The following is a 23,963-nucleotide window of genomic DNA, read 5'->3' as shown; positions in this document are numbered from 1 at the left end:
GGCTGATTACACGGGCTGGAAACAAGCGTCAGTGGGTCATTTCCACCTTCTTCCGGCCTAACTTGGTGTTTACCACGACTATCCCGATAACAGCAACTAACGCAGCTAACCTGACCGAGTCATCCATAAACAGCATCATCAGTGCCAATGCCAGCAGTATCACTCTGAACGGCTTATTGAGCGGGTTAATCAAACGTCCCTCAATACCACCCGCAAATGCAATAATCAGCCCTGCCGTTGTCGCAATGCCAATCACAAAATGCAGCGTCTCCCCGTCACCCAGTATGAGCCCGGAGAATGCCATCATAGCAGGGATCAGGAAAAAGCCCTGAGCCAGTTTAAACGCCTGCACCGCAGATCGCATCGGCGATGCATTCGCAATACCGGCACCGGCAAAGGCCGCCAGAGCGATAGGTGGCGTGACATTAGAAGTTTGCGACAGCCAGAATACAATCATGTGGGCAGTCAGAATAGGCAAGCCGAAATCATTCAGCGCCGGTACCGCCATAACGGACAGCACTATGTACGCGGCTGTTACAGGCAAGCCCATGCCCAGCACCACCGCCGCCAGTGCTATCAGAAGGAGTGCCGACCATAAGTGACCACCGGACAGCGCCAGCAGGAACTGGGTGAACTGCAGGCCAATACCGGTTTGTCCGACAACGCCAACAACAATACCGGCCGTTGCACAGGCCACGGAAATCGGCAGGGCCATCAATGCCCCCTCTTTCATGCCTTCCAGTACCTGACTCAGGCTGACACGGCTCGAACGGCGACACAAGGCGGAAACAAGAATAGCGACACATCCCGCAATCCCGACCAGCACCGGCGAGTAACTCATCATCAGCAGCGCAGTGACCAGAATCAATGGCGCGAGAAAGTGCCAGCCTTTATTCAGCACTTCACGCACACCTGCTTTGACATCCATCCCTTCCAGCCCCAGCTTGCAGGCCATCAGGTGAACATAAAGCAACGTGCAGGCAAAGTACAAAATCGCAGGTGCGATCGATACCAGCAATATTTCGCTATATGGAATCCCCGTAAACTGCGCCATAACAAACGCACCCGCCCCCATAACAGGCGGCATAATCTGCCCCCCAGTGGATGCAGCGGCTTCAATGCCGGCAGCTTGCTCGGGTTTGTAGCCCAGCTTTTTCATCATAGGGATCGTTAACGACCCGGTTGTCACCGTATTGGCGATGGCAGAGCCAGAAATAGAGCCTAGCGCCGCCGACGCGATCACACTGGCTTTTGCCGGACCACCGCGGTATTTACCGGCAACAGCAAAGGCAATATCGATAAAAAATTGCCCGGCACCGGTCACCTGCAGAAACGCACCAAACAGCACGAAAATAAACACTACCCCTGCCGCAATCGCTAAAGGCGCGCCGTATACCCCGTTGGTGGAAAAAATATGGAATCGAATCAGCTCTTCCAACTCGAACCCTTTGCTGGCGATGCCAGAAGGCAAGGCATCACCAAACAGCGCATAAGTGATAAAGACCGCCGCAATCACCACCATTACCATGCCGACAGAACGCCGGGTCGCTTCCAGTAAGGCAACGATAGTGATCAACCCAGCCAGTTGATCTGCCCCTTTCAGCCCATCCAGTAAAAAACTGATATCGTCATAATCAAACTGAACAATGTGCCAGGTCGCCCAGATGGTGGCAGCCGACAACACAAAATCGACACTACGTGCCGCCAGATATAGTGGAAGAGAATGGCTCTGTTTGATTAATGGCTGAGTGAGAAACACTAATACCAGAATCCAGCTTAAGTGTACCGGACGAAAAACAGGCGCCGCTAATTCTGCCGTCACCCCTTGCCAAATCTGAAAGGCAGACAAAACGATAGCCGCTATAGCGGCTATTTTCATCAGCATATCTGCAAGCTTTTGCCCGTGCCGGGCAGTGGCTGTCGTTGACATAAATACTCCAATTCAGCACAAGGGCTGAGAGACAGACCCAGGTCTGCGCTTCCCCGCCCCTGAAAACAACCCATGTTTACTGCGACTGCTCATCCAGATATTGCTGGGCACCAGGATGCAATGGCACACCACCCAGTTTTTTCATATTTTCAATCGTCGTATATTGAGTCACGCTGATCGTTTTACGAATCTTATCCATATTCTCGAAGGCGGTTTTGGTCATTTCATACGCCAGTTTGTTATCCAGATCTTTATTCACCACTAACACATTCCAGATTGCCGGTGCTTTAAAGCTTGCGACATTCTTATAGGTGTCAGCGGGTGCTTCGATCAATTGATAAGAGGGGTTGGCCGCAGTGATTTTCGCCATATCCGCTTCGGTAAACGACAAAATACGGATATTACGGGTCAATGCCAGCTCTGTGATTGCGCCTACACCTAAGCTGCCGACAATGGCTCCGGCATCAATCTGACCATTGGCAATCGCACTGGTGGTCGCGGTGTAATTCAGAGACTGGGCCTGAATATCTTTTTCTTCAACCCCCAAGGCATTCAGAATATTAACGGCGCTGACTCGTGTACCCGAACCCGGTGCGCCAAGCGAAACCTTTTTACCTTTAAGATCAGCAATACTGTGGATATCTGAATCCGCAGGTACCATAAACTGGACAACATTGGGATAGAGAGCAAACAAAACTACCGCGTCCATTTTTCTCGGGAAGGGTTTAGTGCCTTCATAGGCCTGCTCAACCACATTGCCCATCGCAATACCCGCCAACTGCTTATGGGTAGATACTTTGATCACGTTTTCAACCGAAGCAGCAGTCACCTCAGCCCGCATATCAAAGTTATCAATATTCTCACTCCAGATCTTGGCCAGCATGCCGCCTAACGGGTAGTAAGTACCGCTCTGACTGCCTGTTCCTATGGTGTAATTTTCCGCACTCGCCTGAACCGATAAGGTAAGCAATGCTGTAGTCGTGAAGGCCAGCCAGCTTTTTCTGAATTGTGTAAGCATAGTTATGATCCTAGTTTTCAGATATTTAGTAGGGTTGTTTCATTATTATTTATCCTATAAATGTTATTGCCTTGTTGGCATACATGATCAACTAAAAAATGCTGACAATGAGATCTCAGGTGCCACTAAATGTTACAAATTTGATTCATTTTGTTATGTTACGGCGAGTAAAACCTGCTGTTACCGCTTACCGATAATGACTTATACCGGTTTAAGGTCTGTCTATCACAGTCGGATTTCACAACATCTCGCAAAATCCCGCCACACCTTCAACAACACAAAAGTCTTCAGATACAAAAAAAGCGACCATAGGGCCGCTTTTCATCTCGGTGGATCTGGTTTGCCCGTGTCAGGCGTTGCCTTTCACTTGCAACTGCAGCGATGCAGCAAAATCCAGCATACGGTTCAACGGAATAAGAGATTTCACACGAATGGCTTCATCGACAAAGATCTCGTGCTTTTCGCCACCTTCGCGCAAAGCTGCTTCAATGGCTTTCAAGCCGTTCATTGCCATCCAGGGGCAATGCGCACAACTTCGGCAAGTCGCGCCAGCTCCTGCCGTCGGTGCCTCAATCAGTTCTTTTCCTGGCACCATCTGCTGCATTTTGAAGAAAATGCCTTTGTCGGTCGCAACAATCAATTTTTGTTGCGGCAGGCTCTTAGCCGCTTTGATCAACTGGCTGGTAGAGCCTACAGCATCTGCTAAGGCAACCACACTCGCCGGCGATTCAGGGTGGACCAGGATAGCTGCGTCCGGATGCAGGTGCTTCATGTCTTTCAGCGCTTTGGCGGAAAATTCATCATGAACAACACACTCGCCTTGCCATAACAGCATCTCAGCGCCTGTTTTCTTCTGGATATAGCTGCCTAAATGGCGGTCTGGTCCCCAGATGATCGGCTTACCTTCGGCATCCAGATGTTCGACAATCTCCAGCGCTATACTGGACGTCACTACCCAGTCAGCGCGTGCTTTGACCGCTGCAGACGTATTCGCGTACACCACCACAGTGTGATCCGGGTGCGCATCGCAGAATTCACTGAATTCTTTTTCCGGGCAGCCTAAATCCAAAGAGCATTCAGCTTCCAGCGTCGGCATCAACACGTGTTTTTCTGGCGTAAGAATCTTGGCCGATTCCCCCATGAAACGCACACCGCAAACAATCAGGGTTTTCGCAGGATGTTGATTACCAAATCGTGCCATTTCCAGCGAATCGCCCACAAAACCACCGGTTTCTTCGGCCAGTGCCTGGATTTCGGGATCGGTGTAGTAATGCGCGATCAGCACAGCTTCTTTTTCCTGAAGCAGCGCTTTAATTTTCGCTTTGTAATCCACTTGCTCGCTTTGAGTCAGTGGAATAGGTTTGGGTGGAAATGGATACACCATTTCTGAAGGGTCAAATGTCAGGCTCATTACGTCTTGCTCTATCAGCTCGTCCTTACAATCCGCGCATTATACACTGCAATTACGCTGTAATACTAATCCGGGTAAGGCATAGAAGGGGCAAACAGACACCGCTAACCCAATTTTGAGAGGTCAGCGGCGAGGAAGAGACTAAGCCCGATATCCTGTTATTTAAGATTCTTGAGGCTTTTTTCGGCTTGTTGAGATGTCGCAGTATTGGGATATTCTGCCACTACCTGCTCGTAGAGTTTTTTTGCCACATCCGCTTTGTTGCCACGCTCGGCTAACACACCCATCTTCAACAGCGCATCAGCGCGCTTATTGGAATCTTTGAAACTGGCAACAGCTTCAAAGTGTGTTTGAGCATCCGCCATCTTGTTCTGGGTAAAATAAAGCTGCCCAAGCCAGTAATGGGCATTGGCCGCATACACAGAATCAGGATAAGTGGACAAAAATCCATTGAACGCCGTCACCGCACCATCATAATCCTTTTCTTTCAGAATCAAATTCACGGCACTTTCATAAGCGGTATTTTCATCGGCGCTGGCGGCATAGGTTTCACCGCCGGATACATCCTTTTTCTCTGCTTTGGCTGCAGCGGGTTGCTCACGGCTTAATTTGTCAATTTCACGATAGAGCTCACGCTGACGTTCCAGCATCTGCTTCATATCGTAACTATTGCGTTCAACCATACCACGTAGTTCGCCAACTTCACGGGACAATTCATCAAGTTGACGCTGCATATCCAGTTGCATCTGGCTACGCGCCTCAAACATACGTTCTAAACGTTGCAGACTGCTTTCGCTGCTTGATGAGCTGCCTTTGAGCTCAGAAACAGGAGCAGGTGCGGCGACCACAGGGGTCGCCGCACCAATCAGCAACGTTAATGCGACATAACGCATCATGTTACTGTTCATTTTCATAACCTTAATTAGTAAACCAGAACCGAACGACGGTTCTTAGCGTAATCGGCGTCAGTGTGGCCCAGTACCAGCGGCTTCTCTTCACCGTAGCTTACGATAGAGATCTGGCTTGAAGACACACCCAGTGCCTGCAGGTACTTAGCAACAGCATTGGCACGACGCTCGCCCAGTGCAATGTTGTACTCTGGCGTACCGCGCTCATCCGCGTGGCCTTCAACAATAATTTTCACACCACTGTTGTTACGCAGGTATTCAGCATGTGCTTCAAGCATCGCCTGGTAGCTGGCCTGAATTTCAGCATTGTCAAACTGGAAGTAAACCGTTTGTTCCTGGCGCAGTTGCTGGTTGCGGACTTCTTGCTCTGACATCGCCGCTGAACCAGAATCTACAGGTGTTACAACTGTGGTTTCTGAGCCAGTTGTACCAGCGCCAGTGTTAGTTTGAGCGGCAGAACTGTCTGTGCTGTCGGTAGAACTACAAGCAGCCAGAGTAAACATTGGCAGCGCAATTGCCAAACCCTTTAAAACTTTATTCAGTTGCATTTTTTTTCCTTATTTATCGCTATATTGCAGTGAACCCTATAAGAACGGTCCCCAAGATGGTGCTCTTACTCGCCCACTGGTAGCTGGTAAACGAGCCTTAAAACGACCATCTATTGATACCAGAGACAACTCGTTGGATTTGTTATTAACCGAGCTGTAGATCACCATGCCACCATTTGGGGCAATGCTTGGAGATTCATCCAAAAATGTTTTCGTCAAAATCTGTACAGCACCTGTTTTCAAATCCTGTTTGGCAATGTTGTAACCCGAATCCGATCGGTTCACCATTACCAAATAACGGCCATCTGGTGTCAGCTGACCACCGAGATTTTGCGATCCTTGCCATGTCAGACGCTCAGTCGAACCGTCAGCTAAATTTACTCGATATATCTGAGGTTTACCACCTCTGTCTGACGTGAAAATCATAGATTGACCGCTTGGATCCCAAAACGCTTCAGTGTTGTTCGCACGCCCGTCTGTCACCTGTTTCATCGCTTTAGTTTGTAAATCCATTACGTAGACTTGCAAACTCCCACTTTTCGACAAGACCATGGCTAGTTTCTTCCCGTCAGGGGAAAAACGCGGTGAACCATTGTGTCTAGGGAATGAGGCGACCATTTCACGGGTGCCATTCGTAATGTTCATGATAAAAATCTGGGACTGCTGATTTTCAAAGCTGACATAAGCCAGTTTGTTGCCGTCAGGAGACCAGGAAGGCGACATCAACGGCTGTTTGGATTTCAGGACCAGTTGCTCGTTATAGCCATCATAATCAGCAATGCGAAGCTGGTACGGATAGTCCGAGTTATCGTCGATGACCACGTAAGAGATCCGCGTCAGGAATGCCCCTTTTTCGCCGGTCAGTTTTTCATAGACCACATCCGAGATACGGTGCGCATACTGACGCAGACGGTTGGTTCTGACTGTCGCTCGGTTATTCAGCAAAACGTGATCACTGGTCTGAACCAGCTTTCCGTCTTCCAGACCCCGGCTCTCGCCATTGGTTAACTGGCCGCGCACTACATCTATCAGCTGGTAATTGATGACATAATTACCATCAGCGTTCTTACTGACAGTGCCTGTTACCAGCGCATCCACACCCAATGCTGTCCAGGCGGCATAATTAATGTCTGCTTCGCTGGTAGGCGTTTGCGGCATTGCATTAGGGGCAACAGGACTAAATTTGCCACTGCGACGTAAATCCGAGGCAATAACCGACGCCATATCAACAGGCGCCGCACCACCACCTTCCCACTGAAAGGGAATAATACCGATCGGGCGTGCCGAATCGACACCTTCAGTAATGACCAGTTCCAGTTCAGCATGTGCCAGTTGGCTCATGGTGAGCAGGGCGGCACACAAGCCCAAAATCCAACGTTTCATTTAGCTTTCCCTCTTAACTTACTGGCTTCACGGTTAAGCGAATTGAACGCAGTTTTTCCACCACTGCCGGATCTTCTGGCATGGGAAACTGGCTGACTTTTACAACGGCCGCTTTTGCCGCGCGGCACAAACTTGTATCCCCCCCCACATCCGACACATCCAGCAGCAGGCCGCTCACTGACAGTCGCATTTGCAGGTTGCATTCTTTACCCGAGAAATTTTGATCAAACAGCAAATTTTGCTGGATCATCTGCTTGTAAATTTCGCCGTAACGGGCAGTTTCATCAGCGATAAACTGCCCTTTCGCACTACCTCGTTGCTCAGTTTCTGCTTCCAGGCCGGCAAACATGTCATTAAGAGCCGCTTCCTGCTGCCGCTGCAGTGCTTTTGCTTCTTTCGCTTTACGTTCGGCTTCTTTACGGGCAGCTTCAGCTTTACGTGCTTCTTTTTCCGCTTTCTTCTTCGCCGCTACCTTAGCTTTACGATCAGCTTCTGCCTGGCGAGCCGCTTCTTCGGCACGTTTTTGCTCTTCAATTTTCTGCTGACGCGCAATTTCAGCTTTACGCGTTGCTTCTTCAGCTTCCTGCTTGGCTTTTAACTTAGCCTGACGATCCGCTTCGGCTTTTTTCGCTTCTTCGCGAGCCAGCTTGGCTTGTTCGTCTGCCTGACGCTTTTCTTCTGCTGCTTTTTCTTTTTCACGAGAAATTCGAGCCCTTTCAGCATCTGCTTCGCGCGCTGCTTTCTCGGCCTGGAGCTTATCCGCTCTCAATTTACGAATGCGCTCTTCTTCAGCCTGACGCTGCTGTTCCAGTGCCACAGCCTGACGTTCAAGGCGCTCAAGACGTTCTTGCTCGGCTTTTTTCGCCGCATCTCGCTGCTCGCGAAACTGGCGGGCCTGCTGATTGACCAAAGCGGGATCAACGACAACAGCCTGAATGGTCGAACCCTTTGGCTTAGGGTCAGACATAGTGAAGTCCGTTCCCCAGATCAGCGCAGCAAACAATACAGCATGGAAAAATAACGAAATGATGATGGCAACTGTATAGTTGTTTTTTTTCATTTACTTCCCTACTGCTCCAATGGCTCAGTCATCAGACCCACAGAGCCGACACCTGCCTGATTCAAGGCATCCAGCGTTTCGATAATCGCTGAATAAGGGACTCTGGCGTCTCCGCCCACCATTACGGGCGTTTTCGGATTAAGCTGCAATTCGGCTTTAACGCGCGTCAGCAGCTCAGTCAATTGCAGGCCACGTATCATGTCATCGTTATTGACGCTCAGGCCAAGCTGACCATCTTTGTCCACCTCGACAATGATAGGTGCCCCGCTATCGTTTTCACCGGCCAGCTCTGCCGCCGTTTGCGCTGTATGCGTGGCAGGTAACTCAACGTCTACACCCTGAGTCACAAATGGCGCGGTCACCATGAAGATAATCAGGAGCACCAGCATCACGTCAATGTACGGAACCACATTGATTTCTGCCGTCATCTTGCGCTTTTTCGGTTGATAAACCGCCATGATGTTACTCCTGGTTAGCTGCAAACGCCTGACGGTGCAGGATGCTGGAGAACTCTTCCATAAAGGTGGCGTAGTTATGTTCCAGTTTGGCAACCTTGTTGGTCAGGCGGTTGTAAAACATCACAGCCGGGATTGCTGCGAACAGACCCATCGCCGTTGCAACCAATGCTTCGGCAATACCCGGAGCGACCATCGCCAGTGTTGCCTGCTTCACGGCGCCCAACGCAATAAAGGCATGCATAATGCCCCATACTGTACCGAACAGGCCGATGTAAGGACTGATTGAACCCACAGTGGCCAGAAACGGCAGACTGGTTTCCATTTCTTCCACTTCCCGCGACAGCGATACACGCATCGCACGGCCAGCCCCTTCCATGACTGATTCTGGCGCTTTGCCATTATTACGGTGCAAACGGGCAAACTCTTTAAATCCCGCATAGAAAATCTGTTCCGTTCCGCTCAGATCGTCTTTACGGCTCTGCACTTCCTGAAACAAATGAGATAAATCAATGCCCGACCAGAAACGGTCTTCAAAACGCTCGGCTTTTGAGGCTGCCTGAGACAATATCTGCGAACGTTTCACAATCATCGCCCAGGAGATGACCGACATTCCCAGCAGGATCAGCATGACAATTTTGACCAGCAGGCTCGCCTGCAAAAACAAATCCAGAATAGAAAGTTCAGCACTCACTTAGGCTATCTCCGACAGTATATGTTCTGGTATCACAATGGGTTTCATTGAACGAGGGTCGACACAGGCTACCTGAACAGTAGCTTTACACAAGCACTGGCCCTCATTGTTTACTAAAATCTGACAAAATTCGATGGAGGCTTTACGCACCTTTAACGGCCAGGTACGAACCTTGAGCTGATCGTCTAATCTGGCACCTTTCAGGTAATCAATTTCAAGATGGCGCACCACGAAACTGAAACCTTGCTCTAACATGTCCTGTAAGCTGACTCCAAAGCTTCTGAATAGTTCCGTTCTGCCACGCTCAAAAAACTTAAGATAATTGGCATGATAAACAATGCCGCCAGTGTCTGTGTCTTCAATATAAATAGTGATTGGCCATTCAAAGGCGTTTTCTTCCGTCATCCCAATACCACTAATGATGCATAACCAACGCCAAAAAAATGACGTCAGAAGGTAATCCAGCAATAACTATACCGGAGTTAATTTAGAGAATGAAACCCCTGACTTTCCGCATGTATTATTTCCTTTCAATTTTTGACCTTGTCGGTATTTCCGGGAATTACTGCCACATAAAACACAGCCCGCTATTCTCAGCGGGCTGTGTCGTAACATACATGCTTTCAGCTCAGACGGAGCCAAAGAATACCCGCCAATATGGGTAAGGCGGCATAAGGTGTGAATAACAGTTGCCAGTACCACCGCCGAGGCACAAAACCTACCCCGAAGATAACCGCGGCACAGCAAGACCAGATGAGTGCCGGAGAAATAACAGGACCAAAACCTCCTATCCCCTCGGCGAACAAGACTGGGTCCCATATCACGAGACCGCCTGTAACCAGTCCCATGATCAGGGCCAGCACACGTAACACACTGTGCGCCAGCCAGGCATGGCTTGTTCTGACCCAGACGTCGATACGATTACTCACTGTCTGATTGACTGCTGTCATCCATGTTCTCTGTTGTTTCTAACCACAACGCGTTAATGATACCGAACGAGCAGGCTAACAGGACCCCCAGAATCCAGGCGAAATACCACATAGTCAGTCTCCTTAGTACAGTGAATTTTTATTGTCTTCGATATATTGCTTATCGAGACGACCAAACATTTTGTAATAACACCAGCAGGTGTAAGCCAGGATGATCGGCACCATGACAAAAGCAACCACTGTCATAATGTTCAGCGTCAGCTCACTGGATGTTGCATCCCAGAGTGTCAGACTGTGGTTCGGAATCTCACTGGACGGCATGATGAATGGGAACATTGCAAAGCCGAAAGTAAGAATAATGCCTGCCATGGTCAAACTGGAGAACAGGAAAGCAAACCCTGCCCGTTCAATACGACATGCCAGAATCGTCAGCAACGGCATCACAATGCCCAGTGCCGGAGCAATCCACAGCAGCGGCTGAGCATTGAAATTCATCATCAGTGCGCCAGTCTGGCGAACCACTTCTTTATTGAGCGGGTTTGACGCCGCATCTTTTACAAGCTCAGACGCGACCACATACCCTTCCAGGTTTTTCGCCCAGAATCCGGCCAGCACAAAAGCAACCAAGGTTATTATCGCTGTGATTGGCGCAATGTTACGCGCGCGCGCATGCAGCTCGTCTGTGGTTTTCATCTGCAGGTATACCGCACCCTGTGTCACTATCATCGCCAGACTGACAACGCCGCACAGCAAAGCGAAGGGATTCAGCAAGCCGAAAAACGAACCCTTATAAGTCGGAATCAGCAGATCGCTCAGAACAAAAGGCACGCCTTGCAGCAGGTTGCCAAAAGCCACACCAAAGATCACAGGCGGAACAAAGCTGCCGATGAAAATCGCACGGTCCCACAGGTTACGCCATTTTGGATCTTCAATTTTCGAGCGGTAATCAAACCCCAGAGGACGGAGCCAGAGGGCCGCTACTGTCAGAACCATAGCCAGATAAAACCCGGAAAAAGCCGTCGCATAGACCAGTGGCCAGGCCGCAAATAACGCACCGCCGGCTGTGATTAACCAAACCTGGTTACCGTCCCAGTGCGGTGCGATAGAGTTAATCATGATGCGGCGTTCTGTGTCTGTTTTACCAATAATGTTGGTGAGAACACCGACACCCATATCGAATCCATCCGTCACTGCAAAACCGATGCACAAGACACCAATCAGCAACCACCAGATAAGACGTAACACTTCGTAATCAAACATTTTTAATTCTCCTGTCCGTCTCGGATCACTTCATGACCGGGTTATCAGTTAAGTCATGCGGTGCAACATTCTGTTCAAAATGATAGCGCCCGGTTTTCAGACTGCTTGGACCCAAACGGGCAAATTTCAGCATCAGGTAGACTTCCGCAATGAGGAAACAGGTATACAGAGCGATAATAACGGCCATCGACGTCAGTACATCCGACACGGCCACATTGGACGCCGCCATCGCTGTAGGCAAAATCTCACCCACCGCCCAGGGTTGACGACCGTACTCAGCGACAAACCAGCCGGCTTCAATGGCGATCCAAGGTAGCGGGATGGCGTACAGCGCCGCGCGAAGCACCCATTTTTTCTCAGTGATTTTATGGCGACAGGTTTGAATAAATGCCGCAGCAAACACACCCAGCATAATAAATCCACAGCCCACCATGATGCGGAAGCTCCAGAATAATGGCCAGACGGTAGGCAATGAATCGGCCGCCGCTTGTGCGATGTCCTCATCCGTAGCATCCACGACCCTGTCGGTATAAGGCTTCAGCAACAGCCCATAGCCCAGATCATTTTTCACGGCATCGAACGCGGCGATATTTTCAGGTGATTTTTCACCCGCACGCAGTTTCTCAAGCAGGCCGTAGGCTTCCATACCACTACGGATACGTACTTCGTGCTCATCTTTAAGATCACGTAAACCCGTGACTTCAGTATCAAATGAACGCGTAGCAATAATACCCATCACATAGGGGATTTTAATGGCGTAATCCGTGTGCATGGTTTCCTGATTCGGAATGCCGAATAAGGTGAAAGCCGCCGGGGCTTCTTCGGTGTGCCACTCGGCTTCAATAGCGGCCAGTTTTGCCTTTTGGACATCACCCAGCTCGTAGCCGGATTCATCTCCCAACACGATCACAGACAAGATAGAGGCCATACCGAAAGAAGCCGCAATCGCAAATGAACGACGGGCAAAAGGCAGATCGCGACCTTTGAGGATGTAATAAGAGCTGACACCCAAGATGAACATGGCACCTGTTACATAGCCTGATGCCACAGTGTGGACAAATTTCACCTGTGCAACTGGATTGAGTATCACTTCGGCAAAACTCACCATCTCCATGCGCATGGTTTCGAAATTGAACTCAGCACCAACTGGATTTTGCATCCAGGCATTGGCAATCAGAATCCACAATGCAGAGAAGTTTGAGCCCAGAGCCACCAGCCAGGTCACCGTTAAGTGTTGGCGCTTACTGAGTCGATCCCAGCCAAAAAAGAATAAGCCGACAAAAGTGGATTCAAGGAAAAAAGCTATCAGCGCTTCAATTGCAAGCGGGGCGCCAAAAATGTCGCCGACGTAGTGAGAATAGTAGGCCCAGTTCATACCGAACTGGAATTCCATGGTCAGTCCAGTGGCTACACCCAGTGCAAAGTTAATGGCGAAAAGCTTACCCCAGAACTTGGTCATGTCCTTGTAGATTTGCTTTCCGGTCATCACATACACAGACTCCATGATGGCGAGCAGAAACGCCATGCCCAAAGTCAGCGGGACGAACAAAAAGTGGTACATCGCAGTCATAGCGAACTGTAACCGCGATAGTTCGACGATATCAAACATGATAACTCCTTTAGTCGCCAGTCTCCCGGCAACGTACGACATAGTTGATCGAGCACGCCCAGCAAGTATTCTTCAAGACTACTGTCAATCGGTTAAAACATCAGCAATCATTGATTGATAACCCGACAACGCGTTATCCATCGTTAGGCTACGCAAAACGTCAGCGAGCACGCCTGCCTGTTTTACAACATCATTTCCTGACCAGCGATTTACTCGCCAAACTGGATGTTGCGGACTTGTTTCGAATTATAGATTTTAATGTAAAACCACAGCCAGATAAGCTGAAACTAATACTACTGACTTCGCCACACAGGTTCAAAGGTATTTATAAAAAAGCGCGCTGATTCGCTAAGCAGATTGCGATTTAAATCGTATAGATAAGTTATTTCCATGCGCGAGATCAAACTTCTCGCAATTGCATAGCTTTGTAGCTAACACTTTAAATAAATGTGATTTTTCAATTATAAAGTTACAAAAAATGCAAATTTAATCACCTTGGCAGATTCTATAATCACAACAAAAAACGGGTAATTTTTCTCAGTAAAGCTGAAAGGAAAAAATGACTTCGGCGCACAAGATAACATCAATAAACAAGCGTAAAGACAGTGCAATTAATATAAACCTGACCCGACCTTTAGATTATTTTTTCTAATCCAAAAAGACAACAGGACAATGACTGTGCCCTGCAGGTATCACCTTACTGGCAGCCATACCAACTGTGACACTTGTTTGGAGATGAAGATATTCCTATTAACATTTCCCAGTTTGGTTACTGCACCAATATCCAAGTTTTAAACAATCACCGCCAAGCCCAGGCCTGCCAGAAAAATCCGCAACTCCTGGCCAGCCTCAACCATTTGGGCCTTTACCAGCATTAAAGCTATGGCCACCGTCAGGATTTGACCCGTCTGACGCATAAACTCATGCAGGAAATGTTAATGATATTAGATGACTCAGCCGGATTTAGCCGAAAAAAACATGCGTAAAAAGCAAACAAAAACGGAGCCTTGAGCTCCGTTTTTAACATTTGATTATCTGTGATATCAGCTGCTAGGGATATCCAAACCAAAATGCAGATAAGCGCGATGGGTCGCGATCCGTCCCCTGGGTGTGCGCTGCAAAAAGCCTTGCTGAATCAGATAGGGTTCGAGTACATCTTCAATCGTATCCTTTTCCTCTCCGATAGCGGCTGCAAGATTATCCAATCCCACAGGACCACCCATGAATTTGTCAATAATCGCCATCAGCAGTTTTCGATCCATATAATCAAAGCCGCTGCTGTCCACATCCAGCATATCCAGCGCCTGGCTTGCTACCTCTTCACTGATATGACCATCACTCTTCACTTCAGCATAATCCCGTACGCGCCGTAACAACCGGTTCGCGATACGCGGCGTGCCGCGGGCACGTCGTGCAATCTCCAGCGCCCCTTCCGGCACCATAGACAACCCGAGGCACCGGGCGCTGCGCTGAACAATATCTTGCAGATCAGCCACTTTGTAGTACTCAAGCCGCTGGGTAATACCAAAACGATCACGCAGCGGTGAGGTCAGCGAACCGGCACGCGTTGTCGCGCCCACCAGGGTAAACGGGGGCAGATCTATCTTGATAGACCGTGCCGCCGGCCCTTCGCCAATCATGATATCAAGCTGATAATCTTCCATCGCCGGATAGAGCACCTCTTCCACCTGAGGGCTGAGACGATGGATCTCATCAATAAAGAGCACATCATTTTCTTCCAGGTTGGTCAGTAGTGCCGCCAGATCGCCGGCCTTCTCCAGCACAGGGCCTGACGTTGTACGGATACTGACACCCATTTCGTTTGCAACAATGTTAGCCAGTGTCGTTTTACCCAATCCGGGCGGGCCAAAAATCAGCAGATGATCGAGCGCTTCAGTACGCAGTTTCGCAGCCTGAATAAAAATTTCCATCTGGCCCCGGACATGATCCTGGCCCTGATAATCCTGCAGTAATTTCGGGCGGATGGCACGGTCAATGACCTCTTCTTCGCGGTTAACCGGATAACTTCCCGACACCAGGCGATCAGCTTCTATCATACAATCTCACTTACACCATGGAGCGCAGGGCTTCACGGATAATCGCTTCACTTGGCATATCATCCTGCGCAACCTGAGCGACCACTTTAGAAGCCTGCTGAGGTTTATAGCCCAGCGCTATCAGGGCGCTCACGGCTTCATCTTCCGCCCGGTTCTTATCGGATGCGGCAGACTGTGCCTGGCTGGCTGCAGTATCCAGCGCTGGTGTGAAAAGATCGCCCTCGCCCCAGCCTTTCAGACGGTCTTTCATTTCAACCAGCAGGCGTTCTGCCGTTTTCTTACCCACACCGGGGATCTTCACTAAGGTAGAAATATCTTCATTTTCCACACAAAGCACGAACTGGCTGGCCGTCAACGCAGACAAGATGGCTAAACCCAGTTTCGGGCCAACACCATTGGCTTTGATGACTTCGCGAAACAAATCCCGCTCACTTTTCTTATTGAAACCGTACAGCAGCTGGGCGTCTTCTCTCACCACAAAGTGGGTGGCAATGGTGACTTCCTGCCCCGCTTGCGGCAATTCGTAAAAACAGCTCATCGGCATCTGAACTTCATACCCGATTCCGGCGGCTTCAATCACCACTTCCGGTGGCTGTTTTTCTACTATGATTCCTCGTAATCGGCCAATCACTGCCTTGCCTCTATCTCGCAAATTAAATTGGCTCTAGCATAATAAAGCGCTGGATGGATATCCAGCGCTTTATCAGAATGTCGTAAGAAATGACAGACAAGATCAAGCCTGATGGCGTGACACCAGCGCATTGAGGCTATCGGCGAGTCCTTTTAAGGTTTCGACTCTGTTGGCCAGCTCGGCGCCCTGCTGGGCCACCTGATCCGAAACCTGATTAGTCTGCACCACACTGTGTGCCACTTCGGTGCTGACCTGATTGAGCTCTTTCAGTGACTGGACCTGAATACCCAGGGTATCGGCCAGCCGGTTAACATCCTCAGACAGACCAGTGATCTCGGCAATAATACCGCCCAGCTCGGTCGCCGTAGCATGAATGACTTTTTGTCCCTGCTGCACTTCATTTTTACTTTTCTCCAGCAAGCTGCGGATCTCTGTGGCGGAAGCATTACTTTTTGCAGACAGCTTACGGACTTCATCGGCGACCACGGCGAACCCTCGTCCCGATTCCCCGGCTCTCGCGGCTTCAATCGCGGCATTCAATGCCAGCAGATTGGTCTGTTCGGCAACGGCAGTGATCAGCTCAGCGGCCGACATGACTTCATTATTACTGTGCAGGATGCGGGCGATAGCGTCGGTTGAGGCATTCAGTGATGCCGAGCTGTGCTGGGCCTGAGTTTCTATAGTTCGGCTGCGCTGGCGCAATTCGGTTACCGAACGGTCTGATTCATCCAGCCCTTCTGTCATCTGCCCGAGTTGCTGGCTCATCTGCTCGGCCGCACTGGCCTGCGACAGACAGTTCTGATTGAGATCTTTCACCTGATGATGCAACGCATCAGACTGCTGTTCCAGATCATCGGCTAACTGTGCCAGCTGACTGGCACTTTCGCTGGCACGATCCATAATGCTGCCCAGCGCCTGCTCACCTTTTTTGGCTTGCTCTGCCAATGTATGGCTGGCCCGTTCAGCCTCTGACGACTTCACCAGCGCGCTTTCTCGCTGACGCACGGTGAAGGCCTGAGCGATACCTATCACTATTAAAGGCAGTAATAAGCCAGACCAGGTTTCCAGCCGCTCTGCTGCCGGCGTCAATACCAGGTGAGGAAAGTCGTGACCGGCCAGAGATTCCTTGATCATCCAGCCAGAAATCACTACGACCAGCGCACTCCAGATCATGGCTGTGACCGGTTTGGCCGCCAGAAAAAACGCCACAATCAGCAGCGGCATCCAGAATGCCTGAGTAGAAACAACAATACCGCCACTTTGATAGACAATGTTCACGGCATGGATCACCATGCCCAGAAAACCCAGATTGACCGCGAGCTCAATCTGTTTCAGCCAACGTACAACCAGCCCGGCCAGTATTTCGCATCCAATGAGTGTAATAGACGTGATAACCAAACTGGTATGGGCATGGCTCGACCATTTTATCCAGCTGTACAAGCCGACGAAAAACGAGATGAGGGTGAAAAATAGCAGGGTATCAACCAAGCGGACTTGCTCTCCCTGCCACTGATGTGAAGAGGGCAAAAACAGGCCGCGCCAAAAAGCGACTGGGGACATTTTGTTATCCTTGTCATTGTTATATATGAACTATCCAACAGCTCCGACCACTATATTCAGTTAACAATGAATTAACAAAGAAAAAGCAGCACAAGGCTGCTTTTTTTTGATCCGTCCAACAGAACGCATTCCTGACAGGGATATTGATATGGTGACTTAACAGCGTATGACTATCTGTATCGTCCCCGTTTCGAACCCGATGCCTGGCCTGCCATCGCCACCAGGGTTTTGTGGGTATGGGCATGACAGATAGCCACTGCCAAAGCATCTGCCGCATCCGCCTGGGGCTTACCCGGTAATTTCAGCATATGGCAGACCATGTGCTGAACCTGTACTTTATCGGCACTGCCTTTGCCAACCACCGCCTGTTTAATCAATCTGGCCGCATATTCGCTGACGGGGATATGGGCATTCACGGCTGCAACAATTGCACTGCCGCGTGCCTGCCCGAGTTTCAGTGCCGAATTGGCATTTTTGCCCATGAAGACTTCTTCAATGGCAAAATCATCGGGACGAAACTGAGTGATCACTTCGGTAACCCCGGCATAAATCTGATGCAGCCGACCCGGAATATCATCACAGCTGGTACGGATACAACCACTGCCCAGATATTCAAGTTGTCTGCCCACCTGACGGATAACACCGTATCCCGTGATTCTGGAGCCTGGGTCTATCCCTAAAATAATGGCCATTAATATTACAACTGTTCCGCCACTTCGTCGGAAATATCCCCGTTATGGTATACCTCCTGCACATCATCAAGATCATCCAGCGCATCAATCAGACGCAGCAGTTTTGGCGCTGTGTCCGCGTCCAGCTCGGCCTTGGTTGACGGCACCAGAGTCACTTCTGCGTTCTGGGCTTCAAATCCGGCAGTGTCCAGTGCGTCTCTCACCGGACCAAAATCCGCCGGTGTGGTGTAGACGTCGATAGAACCATCATCATTGGTTTCAACATCATCAGCCCCCCCTTCCAGTGCTGCTTCCATGACAGCGTCTTCATCCAGCCCCGGCGCGTAGGAAATCACCCCTTTTTTCTCGAACAGGTAATTAACGCTACCGTCTGTGCCTAGGTTACCGCCCGCTTTGCTGAACGCATGGCGCACACCGGATACCGTGCGATTGCGGTTGTCTGTCATGCATTCAACCATCACAGCAGTGCCGCCAGGACCGTATCCTTCATAAATCACGGTTTCCATGTTGTCGTCACCTTCACCGCCGGCACCACGGCTGATGGCACGGTTAATGGTGTCACGCGTCATGTTATTGGACAGCGCTTTATCGACAGCAGCACGCAGGCGCGGGTTGCTTTCCGTTTCAGGACCGCCTTCTTTGGTCGACACCACGATTTCTCGGATTAACTTGGTAAAAATTTTGCCACGCTTAGCGTCTTGCGCCGCTTTGCGGTGTTTGATGTTGGCCCACTTACTATGACCTGCCATAACAATGCTCCGGATTTATAGAGGGTGTTGTCCCAGCTCTGCGTCACTGGGAGGCGCTGATCACTGTTCAGAACACGGCGAGAGATCGTACATCAGATGGTATGAAGCATACTGCAATGTCTTGAAGAGTGATCGGGCTGGCAGAGCTGCCAGCCCGGATAAGCCTGATTAATCAGGCTTCAGTATTTTGTTCGTCTTTCGCGGCCAGCTTCACCGCAATCGCCAGCTCCTCAAGAGCGGCAGGATTAGCCAGACTTGGCGCATCTGTCATCAGACATGCTGCCGCCGTTGTTTTCGGGAAGGCAATCACGTCACGGATATTCTCAGTACCACACAGCAGCATCACTAGACGATCCAGACCAAACGCCAGGCCTGCATGCGGCGGCGTACCAAATTTCAGTGCGTCCAGCAGGAAGCCGAATTTCAGTTGCTGCTCTTGCGCGTCAATACCCAGAATGTTGAATACTGCCGCCTGCATGTCTGCGTTGTGAATACGCACAGAACCACCGCCCACTTCGTAGCCATTCAGTACCATATCGTAAGCATTGGAAATTGCTGTTGCAGGGTTAGCCGCCAGCTCTTCCGCGGTCATGCCCAGTGTCGAGGTGAACGGGTGGTGCATCGCGTGCAGATTACCTTCCTCATCTTCTTCAAACATTGGGAAGTCAACCACCCATAACGGCGCCCATGCCGATTCGTTGGTCAGCTGCAGATCTTTACCCAGCTTCAGACGCAGCGCGCCCATCGCTTCATCAACCACATTTTTACGATCGGCACCAAAGAACAGAATATCGCCAGATTCGGCCTGAGTGCGCTCCAGCAACTGGGCCACTATGTCTTGGTTCAGGAATTTAGCCACAGGTGACTGCACGCCGTCAAAACCGGCCGCGCGGTCATTGACCTTCATCCATGCCAGGCCTTTTGCACCGTAAATACCGACAAAACTGGTGTACTCGTCAATCTGCTTGCGAGACAGCGCTGCACCACCCGGTACACGCAGAACGGCCACGCGGCCTTTAGGATCATTAGCAGGGCCGGCAAAGACTTTGAAGTCGACGTCTTTCAGGATGTCGGCCACATCCACCAGCTCCAGCGGGTTACGCAGATCGGGCTTGTCCGACCCGTAACGACGCATCGCTTCTTCATACTTCATGACAGGGAAAGTACCCAGGTCAACGTTCAGCAGCTCTTTCCACATATCGGCTACCATGCGCTCAGTCACGGCACGTACCTGATCGGCCGTCATGAACGAGGTTTCAATATCGATCTGGGTAAATTCAGGCTGACGATCTGCACGCAGATCTTCGTCGCGGAAACATTTGACGATTTGATAGTAGCGGTCAAAACCAGACATCATCAGCAACTGCTTAAAGAGCTGCGGTGACTGAGGCAATGCGTAGAAACTGCCTTTGTGCACACGGCTGGGCACCAGATAGTCACGGGCACCTTCCGGTGTCGCTTTAGTCAGGACAGGTGTTTCAATATCCAGGAAGCCGTTTTCATCCAGGAAGCGACGCACGAAGCTGGATGCTTTCGCACGCAGTTTGATACGGTCGCTCATTTCCGGGCGACGCAGGTCCAGATAGCGGAATTTCAGGCGTTGCTCTTCGGTGTTCTTCTGGTTGAAGTCCAGCGGCAGCACATCGGAACGGTTGATGATTTCCAGGCCTTTGGCAATCACTTCCACTTCACCGGTCGCCATGTCTTTGTTGACCTGGCTGTCCGGACGCTGACGGACTTCACCGGTCAGACGGATACAGAATTCATTGCGCAGTTGGTTCGCCACCTCGAAGATATCTTTCATATCCGGGTCAACCACTACCTGAACGATACCTTCACGATCTCGCATATCAATGAAAATAAGACCGCCTAAATCACGACGGCGGTTTACCCAGCCGCAAAGCTCAACGGTTTGTCCCGCATGGGACTTGTTCAGGTGACCACAATATTGGGTGCGCATAAGAATTTCCCGATCTGTTTACTTACAATCCTGTGTGTCCGCCCAAAATGGTATGACAGACACCAACTGTGCCAGTTTCGGCCATCTTCAGTGTCCGGCTGCGGCCTGACTGACGTCCGAAATAAAAATAACGCGGTATTATAAATGAAAAACACCACTGTAGGAAAAACCTCTGGCGTAAATCAAGCAAAATAGCCTGATTCCAGTCGTGAATGTTGACCGAATGGCGGGATATTCTCCACAATGTCAGCCAAGCCCCTTATCCAGACGGATAAAAAGTATTCACTAAGGTTTTTCAATGCCCTTTTCTTCACCCCTAAAGATCGGCATGGCAATGTGGTCACATGCGCCCTGGCAACGTAGCCTCTACGGCCGCGGCTGTCCTTCCACCGAAAGATTAAACCGGTACGCAGAAACTTTCTCCACTGTCGAAGGCAATACCACCTTCTATGCCACGCCCAAGCCGGCCACTGTACAGAACTGGGCTGATGCCACACCGGACGATTTTCGATTCACCTTCAAGCTGCCGAAAACCATCACTCATCAATATAAGCTGATGCACTGCCAGGGCCAGCTCGGTGAATTTTTTCATGTCATGGCGCCTGTGGCAGAAAAAACCGGCATCTGGAAAATTCAATTACCCGCCAGCTTCGGACCGGCAGAGCTGCCTGCACTCTCCGCTTTTCTTAAACAGCTGCCGTCAGATCTGACGGTTGGGGTTGAGGTCCGCCATCCGGCCTTTTTCAGCAAAGGCGCAGAAGAAAAGGCGCTAAACCGGTTGCTTATCGAACATCAGGCCAACCGGATTATCATGGACACTCGCCCGGTTTTTTCGGCCCCCGCCACCAGCGAGGCCGTCATTGATGCCCACCAGAAAAAACCCAGAGTGCCGGTTCACGCCATTGCAACCGCCATGCACCCTGTGGTGCGTTTCATTGGTCACCCGGATCTTGATGCCAACGATCCCTTTTTTGCCAACTGGTTACAACGTCTTCCCTTATGGCTGAGTGAAGGCCGCCAGCCTTATCTGTTCATTCATACGCCCGACAACGACTTTGCCCCGGAACTGGCCGTCCGGCTTCATCGCCAGTTGGCACAACAATTGGCTGACACAGCGTTGCACCTGCCCGAGCTGAAATTGCCGCAAGGTGGTGACCAGGTGTCACTGCTCTGAATCCTGCCTGACCTGCCCTGTAAATCCACAAGACAAGTGGCGCTATTTTATCTACAATACGCGCCTTTTCAGCGGGAGAAGGACTCCCCATTGCCATCGCCGTGCGGCGAGGTATGCCGGAAGGAACCGTGCGAGATTCAGATATCAGGTGTGAGGAAGAGATAATGGCTGGCCACGACAATTTGTTCGCCGCCCCGATCGATAAATTGGGTGATTTTACCTTTGATGAACGCGTCGCCGAAGTATTCCCGGATATGATCCAACGTTCTGTGCCGGGATACAGCAATATCATCTCCGCCATTGGCATGCTGGCCGAGCGCTTTGCTATGTCGGATTCCACTATTTATGATCTGGGCTGTTCGCTTGGCGCTGCCACGCTGTCCATGCGTCGTCATATCAAACAGCCCGGTTGTAGAATCATAGGCGTCGACAACTCCCGCGCCATGGTAGAGCGCTGCCGTCTGCATATTGACGCTTACCGCTCCGACACGCCGGCAGACATTATTGAAGCGGATATCCGGGACGTGGATATTCACAATGCCTCTGTGGTGGTGCTGAATTTCACCCTGCAGTTTCTGGCACCGGAAGATCGCCGCCAGTTGCTGGAAAAAATCTATGCCGGGCTGCGTCCGGGCGGCATTCTGATCCTGTCTGAGAAATATGTTTTTGAGAACGGCCAGGCGCACGAGTTGCTGATCGATCTGCATCACGATTTCAAACGTGCCAACGGCTACAGCGAGCTGGAAATCAGCCAGAAACGCAGCGCCATCGAGCATGTCATGCGCCCGGACAGCATCCCGGCCCACCGTGAGCGTTTGTCCGATATTGGCTTTCGCAGCGTAGAAGTCTGGTTCCAGTGCTTCAACTTCGGCTCTATGTTTGCCATCAAGTAATTAACGAAATTAAGGTAACTTTGACGCTCCATGTTTAGCTTTTCAGAATTCTATCGCTTATTAGCCAATGACGAGCAACTGCGTCCCTGGCTTAACATTTTGCCGCAGCAATTATCCGACTGGGAAACCGCCCAGCACGGCGACATGGCCCGCTGGGTTCGGGCGCTGAAGAAGTTTCCTGCCGATAAGCCGGACTTTATCGACCTGAAAACACAAGTCAGTGTCATGAATGAAGTGCCGGTAGCCGATGGTGAGCAAAAACGCCTGGAAAGCTTACTGCGTCTGCTGCACCCCTGGCGCAAAGGCCCGTACCATATCCACGGTATTCACATCGACACCGAATGGCGTTCCGACTGGAAATGGGATCGCGTTCTGCCGCACATCTCTCCCCTCAAACACCGTAAAGTGCTGGATGTCGGTTGCGGCAACGGCTACCACATGTGGCGTATGCTGGGTGAAGGGGCCGCACTGACGGTCGGGATCGATCCTTCAAACCTGTTCCTGATTCAGTTCGAGGCGATCCGTCGCCTGATGGGCCAGGATGAGCGTGCGTACCTGCTACCGCTGGGCATCGAACAACTGCCGGAACTGAAAGCGTTTGATACCATCTTCAGTATGGGTGTGCTCTATCACCGCCACTCGCCGCTTGATCACTTATTGCAGCTGAAAAACCAGCTGCGCAAAGGCGGTGAACTGGTGCTGGAAACCTTAGTGATTGAAGGCGATGAAAATGCGGTACTGGTTCCAGGTCACCGTTATGCTCAGATGCACAATGTCTACTTTTTCCCCTCTGCCAAAGCCCTGAAAGTCTGGCTGGAGAAAAGCGGTTTTGTCGATGTGCGGATTGTTGATGAAAGTGTCACCACCACCGATGAGCAACGCTCCACCAACTGGATGACAAATAATTCACTGCCGGAATATCTTGATCCGCAAGACCCGTCAAAAACAATAGAAGGCTACCCAGCCCCCCGACGCGCAGTGCTGGTCGCCGTAAATCCTGACTAAGTGTTAACAAAAGGGTGCTACCCGCATCCTTTTTTGT

General features: G+C 50.5%; 24 protein-coding genes. 4 read left to right on the top strand and 20 right to left on the bottom strand.

Annotation, left to right across the window (positions count from 1 at the left end; translation table 11 throughout):
- Window positions 1-28 precede the first annotated feature (28 nt).
- From IFO68_RS07210 to cydA, 14 genes are all read right to left on the bottom strand, one after another.
- Window positions 29-1,930: a TRAP transporter permease gene (locus IFO68_RS07210; RefSeq protein WP_192015268.1), complete on the bottom strand. Its 1,902-nt coding sequence runs from the start codon at window positions 1,928-1,930 to the stop codon at window positions 29-31.
- A gap of 76 nt (window positions 1,931-2,006) precedes the next feature.
- Window positions 2,007-2,948: a TAXI family TRAP transporter solute-binding subunit gene (locus tag IFO68_RS07205; protein ID WP_192015267.1), complete on the bottom strand. Its 942-nt coding sequence runs from the start codon at window positions 2,946-2,948 to the stop codon at window positions 2,007-2,009.
- A 349-nt stretch (window positions 2,949-3,297) separates the two neighbouring features.
- Window positions 3,298-4,359: a quinolinate synthase NadA gene (gene nadA, locus IFO68_RS07200; protein WP_192015266.1), complete on the bottom strand. Its 1,062-nt coding sequence runs from the start codon at window positions 4,357-4,359 to the stop codon at window positions 3,298-3,300.
- A gap of 158 nt (window positions 4,360-4,517) precedes the next feature.
- Window positions 4,518-5,267, bottom strand: coding sequence for a tol-pal system protein YbgF (ybgF, locus tag IFO68_RS07195; protein WP_192015265.1), 750 nt, complete (start codon window positions 5,265-5,267; stop codon window positions 4,518-4,520).
- Window positions 5,268-5,281: 14 nt separating this feature from the next.
- On the bottom strand, window positions 5,282-5,815 hold the full coding sequence (gene pal / locus IFO68_RS07190) for a peptidoglycan-associated lipoprotein Pal (RefSeq protein ID WP_192015264.1): 534 nt from the start codon (window positions 5,813-5,815) through the stop codon (window positions 5,282-5,284).
- A 36-nt stretch (window positions 5,816-5,851) separates the two neighbouring features.
- On the bottom strand, window positions 5,852-7,198 hold the full coding sequence (gene tolB, locus IFO68_RS07185) for a Tol-Pal system beta propeller repeat protein TolB (RefSeq protein ID WP_192015263.1): 1,347 nt from the start codon (window positions 7,196-7,198) through the stop codon (window positions 5,852-5,854).
- 13 nt (window positions 7,199-7,211) lie between these two features.
- Window positions 7,212-8,258 carry a cell envelope integrity protein TolA gene (gene tolA, locus IFO68_RS07180; RefSeq protein ID WP_192015262.1) on the bottom strand — a complete coding sequence of 349 codons (1,047 nt, stop codon included), beginning with the start codon at window positions 8,256-8,258 and terminating at the stop codon, window positions 7,212-7,214.
- 8 nt (window positions 8,259-8,266) lie between these two features.
- The gene (tolR, locus tag IFO68_RS07175) at window positions 8,267-8,716 is read right to left on the bottom strand and encodes a protein TolR (protein WP_225445102.1); all 450 of its coding nucleotides are present in this window, start codon (window positions 8,714-8,716) and stop codon (window positions 8,267-8,269) included.
- Window positions 8,717-8,720: 4 nt separating this feature from the next.
- Window positions 8,721-9,407: a protein TolQ gene (gene tolQ / locus IFO68_RS07170; protein ID WP_192015261.1), complete on the bottom strand. Its 687-nt coding sequence runs from the start codon at window positions 9,405-9,407 to the stop codon at window positions 8,721-8,723.
- On the bottom strand, window positions 9,408-9,812 hold the full coding sequence (gene ybgC, locus IFO68_RS07165; RefSeq protein ID WP_192015260.1) for a tol-pal system-associated acyl-CoA thioesterase: 405 nt from the start codon (window positions 9,810-9,812) through the stop codon (window positions 9,408-9,410). It lies immediately after the preceding gene.
- 218 nt (window positions 9,813-10,030) lie between these two features.
- A complete protein-coding gene (locus tag IFO68_RS07160) occupies window positions 10,031-10,357 on the bottom strand; it encodes a cyd operon YbgE family protein (protein WP_192015259.1) in 327 nt (108 codons plus the stop codon).
- Window positions 10,329-10,448 (bottom strand): cytochrome bd-I oxidase subunit CydX, encoded by a 120-nt coding sequence (gene cydX, locus IFO68_RS07155; RefSeq protein WP_192015258.1) that lies wholly within the window; start codon window positions 10,446-10,448, stop codon window positions 10,329-10,331. Before cydX ends, IFO68_RS07160 begins: the two co-directional genes overlap by 29 nt.
- Window positions 10,449-10,459: 11 nt before the next feature.
- The gene (cydB, locus tag IFO68_RS07150; protein WP_192015257.1) at window positions 10,460-11,596 is read right to left on the bottom strand and encodes a cytochrome d ubiquinol oxidase subunit II; all 1,137 of its coding nucleotides are present in this window, start codon (window positions 11,594-11,596) and stop codon (window positions 10,460-10,462) included.
- 25 nt (window positions 11,597-11,621) lie between these two features.
- On the bottom strand, window positions 11,622-13,205 hold the full coding sequence (gene cydA, locus IFO68_RS07145; protein WP_192015256.1) for a cytochrome ubiquinol oxidase subunit I: 1,584 nt from the start codon (window positions 13,203-13,205) through the stop codon (window positions 11,622-11,624).
- A 44-nt stretch (window positions 13,206-13,249) separates the two neighbouring features.
- Between cydA and IFO68_RS07140 the strand changes: the two genes are divergently transcribed.
- Window positions 13,250-13,549 carry a hypothetical protein gene (locus tag IFO68_RS07140; protein ID WP_192015255.1) on the top strand — a complete coding sequence of 100 codons (300 nt, stop codon included), beginning with the start codon at window positions 13,250-13,252 and terminating at the stop codon, window positions 13,547-13,549.
- A 699-nt stretch (window positions 13,550-14,248) separates the two neighbouring features.
- Here IFO68_RS07140 and ruvB read toward each other — a convergent pair.
- The 6 genes from ruvB to aspS all read right to left on the bottom strand — a co-directional run bounded on the left by ruvB (window position 14,249) and on the right by aspS (window position 20,854).
- Window positions 14,249-15,262, bottom strand: a complete 1,014-nt coding sequence (gene ruvB / locus IFO68_RS07135) for a Holliday junction branch migration DNA helicase RuvB (RefSeq protein WP_192015254.1) — start codon at window positions 15,260-15,262, stop codon at window positions 14,249-14,251.
- 10 nt (window positions 15,263-15,272) lie between these two features.
- Complete coding sequence (gene ruvA / locus IFO68_RS07130; protein ID WP_192015253.1) at window positions 15,273-15,893, bottom strand: Holliday junction branch migration protein RuvA; 621 nt, start codon at window positions 15,891-15,893, stop codon at window positions 15,273-15,275.
- Between the two features lie 102 nt (window positions 15,894-15,995).
- On the bottom strand, window positions 15,996-17,453 hold the full coding sequence (locus tag IFO68_RS07125) for a methyl-accepting chemotaxis protein (RefSeq protein WP_192015252.1): 1,458 nt from the start codon (window positions 17,451-17,453) through the stop codon (window positions 15,996-15,998).
- Between the two features lie 170 nt (window positions 17,454-17,623).
- The gene (gene ruvC, locus IFO68_RS07120) at window positions 17,624-18,145 is read right to left on the bottom strand and encodes a crossover junction endodeoxyribonuclease RuvC (RefSeq protein ID WP_027253444.1); all 522 of its coding nucleotides are present in this window, start codon (window positions 18,143-18,145) and stop codon (window positions 17,624-17,626) included.
- Between the two features lie 5 nt (window positions 18,146-18,150).
- Window positions 18,151-18,894, bottom strand: coding sequence for a YebC/PmpR family DNA-binding transcriptional regulator (locus tag IFO68_RS07115; RefSeq protein WP_192015251.1), 744 nt, complete (start codon window positions 18,892-18,894; stop codon window positions 18,151-18,153).
- Window positions 18,895-19,066: 172 nt separating this feature from the next.
- A complete protein-coding gene (gene aspS, locus IFO68_RS07110) occupies window positions 19,067-20,854 on the bottom strand; it encodes an aspartate--tRNA ligase (protein WP_192015250.1) in 1,788 nt (595 codons plus the stop codon).
- A 298-nt stretch (window positions 20,855-21,152) separates the two neighbouring features.
- Here aspS and IFO68_RS07105 point away from each other — a divergent pair, with 298 nt between their 5' ends.
- The 3 genes from IFO68_RS07105 (at window position 21,153) to cmoB (ending at window position 23,926) form a co-directional block, all read left to right on the top strand.
- Complete coding sequence (locus IFO68_RS07105; RefSeq protein ID WP_225445100.1) at window positions 21,153-22,028, top strand: DUF72 domain-containing protein; 876 nt, start codon at window positions 21,153-21,155, stop codon at window positions 22,026-22,028.
- A gap of 164 nt (window positions 22,029-22,192) precedes the next feature.
- On the top strand, window positions 22,193-22,921 hold the full coding sequence (gene cmoA, locus IFO68_RS07100) for a carboxy-S-adenosyl-L-methionine synthase CmoA (protein ID WP_192015249.1): 729 nt from the start codon (window positions 22,193-22,195) through the stop codon (window positions 22,919-22,921).
- 30 nt (window positions 22,922-22,951) lie between these two features.
- A complete protein-coding gene (gene cmoB, locus IFO68_RS07095; protein WP_192015248.1) occupies window positions 22,952-23,926 on the top strand; it encodes a tRNA 5-methoxyuridine(34)/uridine 5-oxyacetic acid(34) synthase CmoB in 975 nt (324 codons plus the stop codon).
- The last annotated feature ends 37 nt before the right edge of the window (window positions 23,927-23,963 follow it).

It is taken from the genome of Photobacterium arenosum, from assembly GCF_014841115.1.
Classification (GTDB): Bacteria; Pseudomonadota; Gammaproteobacteria; order Enterobacterales; family Vibrionaceae; genus Photobacterium; species Photobacterium arenosum.
Note: the sequence above shows the minus strand (reverse complement) of the source record. Positions and strands in the feature narration are given on the sequence as shown.

Excerpts from the sequence above, each read along its gene's own strand:
- ybgF (WP_192015265.1), bottom strand. The coding sequence starts at position 5,267 with ATGAACAGTAACATGATGCGTTATGTCGCATTAACGTTGCTGATTGGT.
- IFO68_RS07210 (WP_192015268.1), bottom strand. The coding sequence starts at position 1,930 with ATGTCAACGACAGCCACTGCCCGGCACGGGCAAAAGCTTGCAGATATG.
- ruvB (WP_192015254.1), bottom strand. The coding sequence starts at position 15,262 with ATGATAGAAGCTGATCGCCTGGTGTCGGGAAGTTATCCGGTTAACCGC.
- IFO68_RS07125 (WP_192015252.1), bottom strand. The coding sequence starts at position 17,453 with ATGTCCCCAGTCGCTTTTTGGCGCGGCCTGTTTTTGCCCTCTTCACAT.
- tolA (WP_192015262.1), bottom strand. The coding sequence starts at position 8,258 with ATGAAAAAAAACAACTATACAGTTGCCATCATCATTTCGTTATTTTTC.
- IFO68_RS07160 (WP_192015259.1), bottom strand. The coding sequence starts at position 10,357 with ATGACAGCAGTCAATCAGACAGTGAGTAATCGTATCGACGTCTGGGTC.
- IFO68_RS07205 (WP_192015267.1), bottom strand. The coding sequence starts at position 2,948 with ATGCTTACACAATTCAGAAAAAGCTGGCTGGCCTTCACGACTACAGCA.
- aspS (WP_192015250.1), bottom strand. The coding sequence starts at position 20,854 with ATGCGCACCCAATATTGTGGTCACCTGAACAAGTCCCATGCGGGACAA.
- IFO68_RS07105 (WP_225445100.1), top strand. The coding sequence starts at position 21,153 with ATGCCCTTTTCTTCACCCCTAAAGATCGGCATGGCAATGTGGTCACAT.
- cydB (WP_192015257.1), bottom strand. The coding sequence starts at position 11,596 with ATGTTTGATTACGAAGTGTTACGTCTTATCTGGTGGTTGCTGATTGGT.
- cmoA (WP_192015249.1), top strand. The coding sequence starts at position 22,193 with ATGGCTGGCCACGACAATTTGTTCGCCGCCCCGATCGATAAATTGGGT.
- cydX (WP_192015258.1), bottom strand. The coding sequence starts at position 10,448 with ATGTGGTATTTCGCCTGGATTCTGGGGGTCCTGTTAGCCTGCTCGTTC.
- ybgC (WP_192015260.1), bottom strand. The coding sequence starts at position 9,812 with ATGACGGAAGAAAACGCCTTTGAATGGCCAATCACTATTTATATTGAA.
- cydA (WP_192015256.1), bottom strand. The coding sequence starts at position 13,205 with ATGTTTGATATCGTCGAACTATCGCGGTTACAGTTCGCTATGACTGCG.
- tolB (WP_192015263.1), bottom strand. The coding sequence starts at position 7,198 with ATGAAACGTTGGATTTTGGGCTTGTGTGCCGCCCTGCTCACCATGAGC.
- IFO68_RS07115 (WP_192015251.1), bottom strand. The coding sequence starts at position 18,894 with ATGGCAGGTCATAGTAAGTGGGCCAACATCAAACACCGCAAAGCGGCG.
- ruvC (WP_027253444.1), bottom strand. The coding sequence starts at position 18,145 with ATGGCCATTATTTTAGGGATAGACCCAGGCTCCAGAATCACGGGATAC.
- tolR (WP_225445102.1), bottom strand. The coding sequence starts at position 8,716 with ATGGCGGTTTATCAACCGAAAAAGCGCAAGATGACGGCAGAAATCAAT.
- cmoB (WP_192015248.1), top strand. The coding sequence starts at position 22,952 with ATGTTTAGCTTTTCAGAATTCTATCGCTTATTAGCCAATGACGAGCAA.
- pal (WP_192015264.1), bottom strand. The coding sequence starts at position 5,815 with ATGCAACTGAATAAAGTTTTAAAGGGTTTGGCAATTGCGCTGCCAATG.
- nadA (WP_192015266.1), bottom strand. The coding sequence starts at position 4,359 with ATGAGCCTGACATTTGACCCTTCAGAAATGGTGTATCCATTTCCACCC.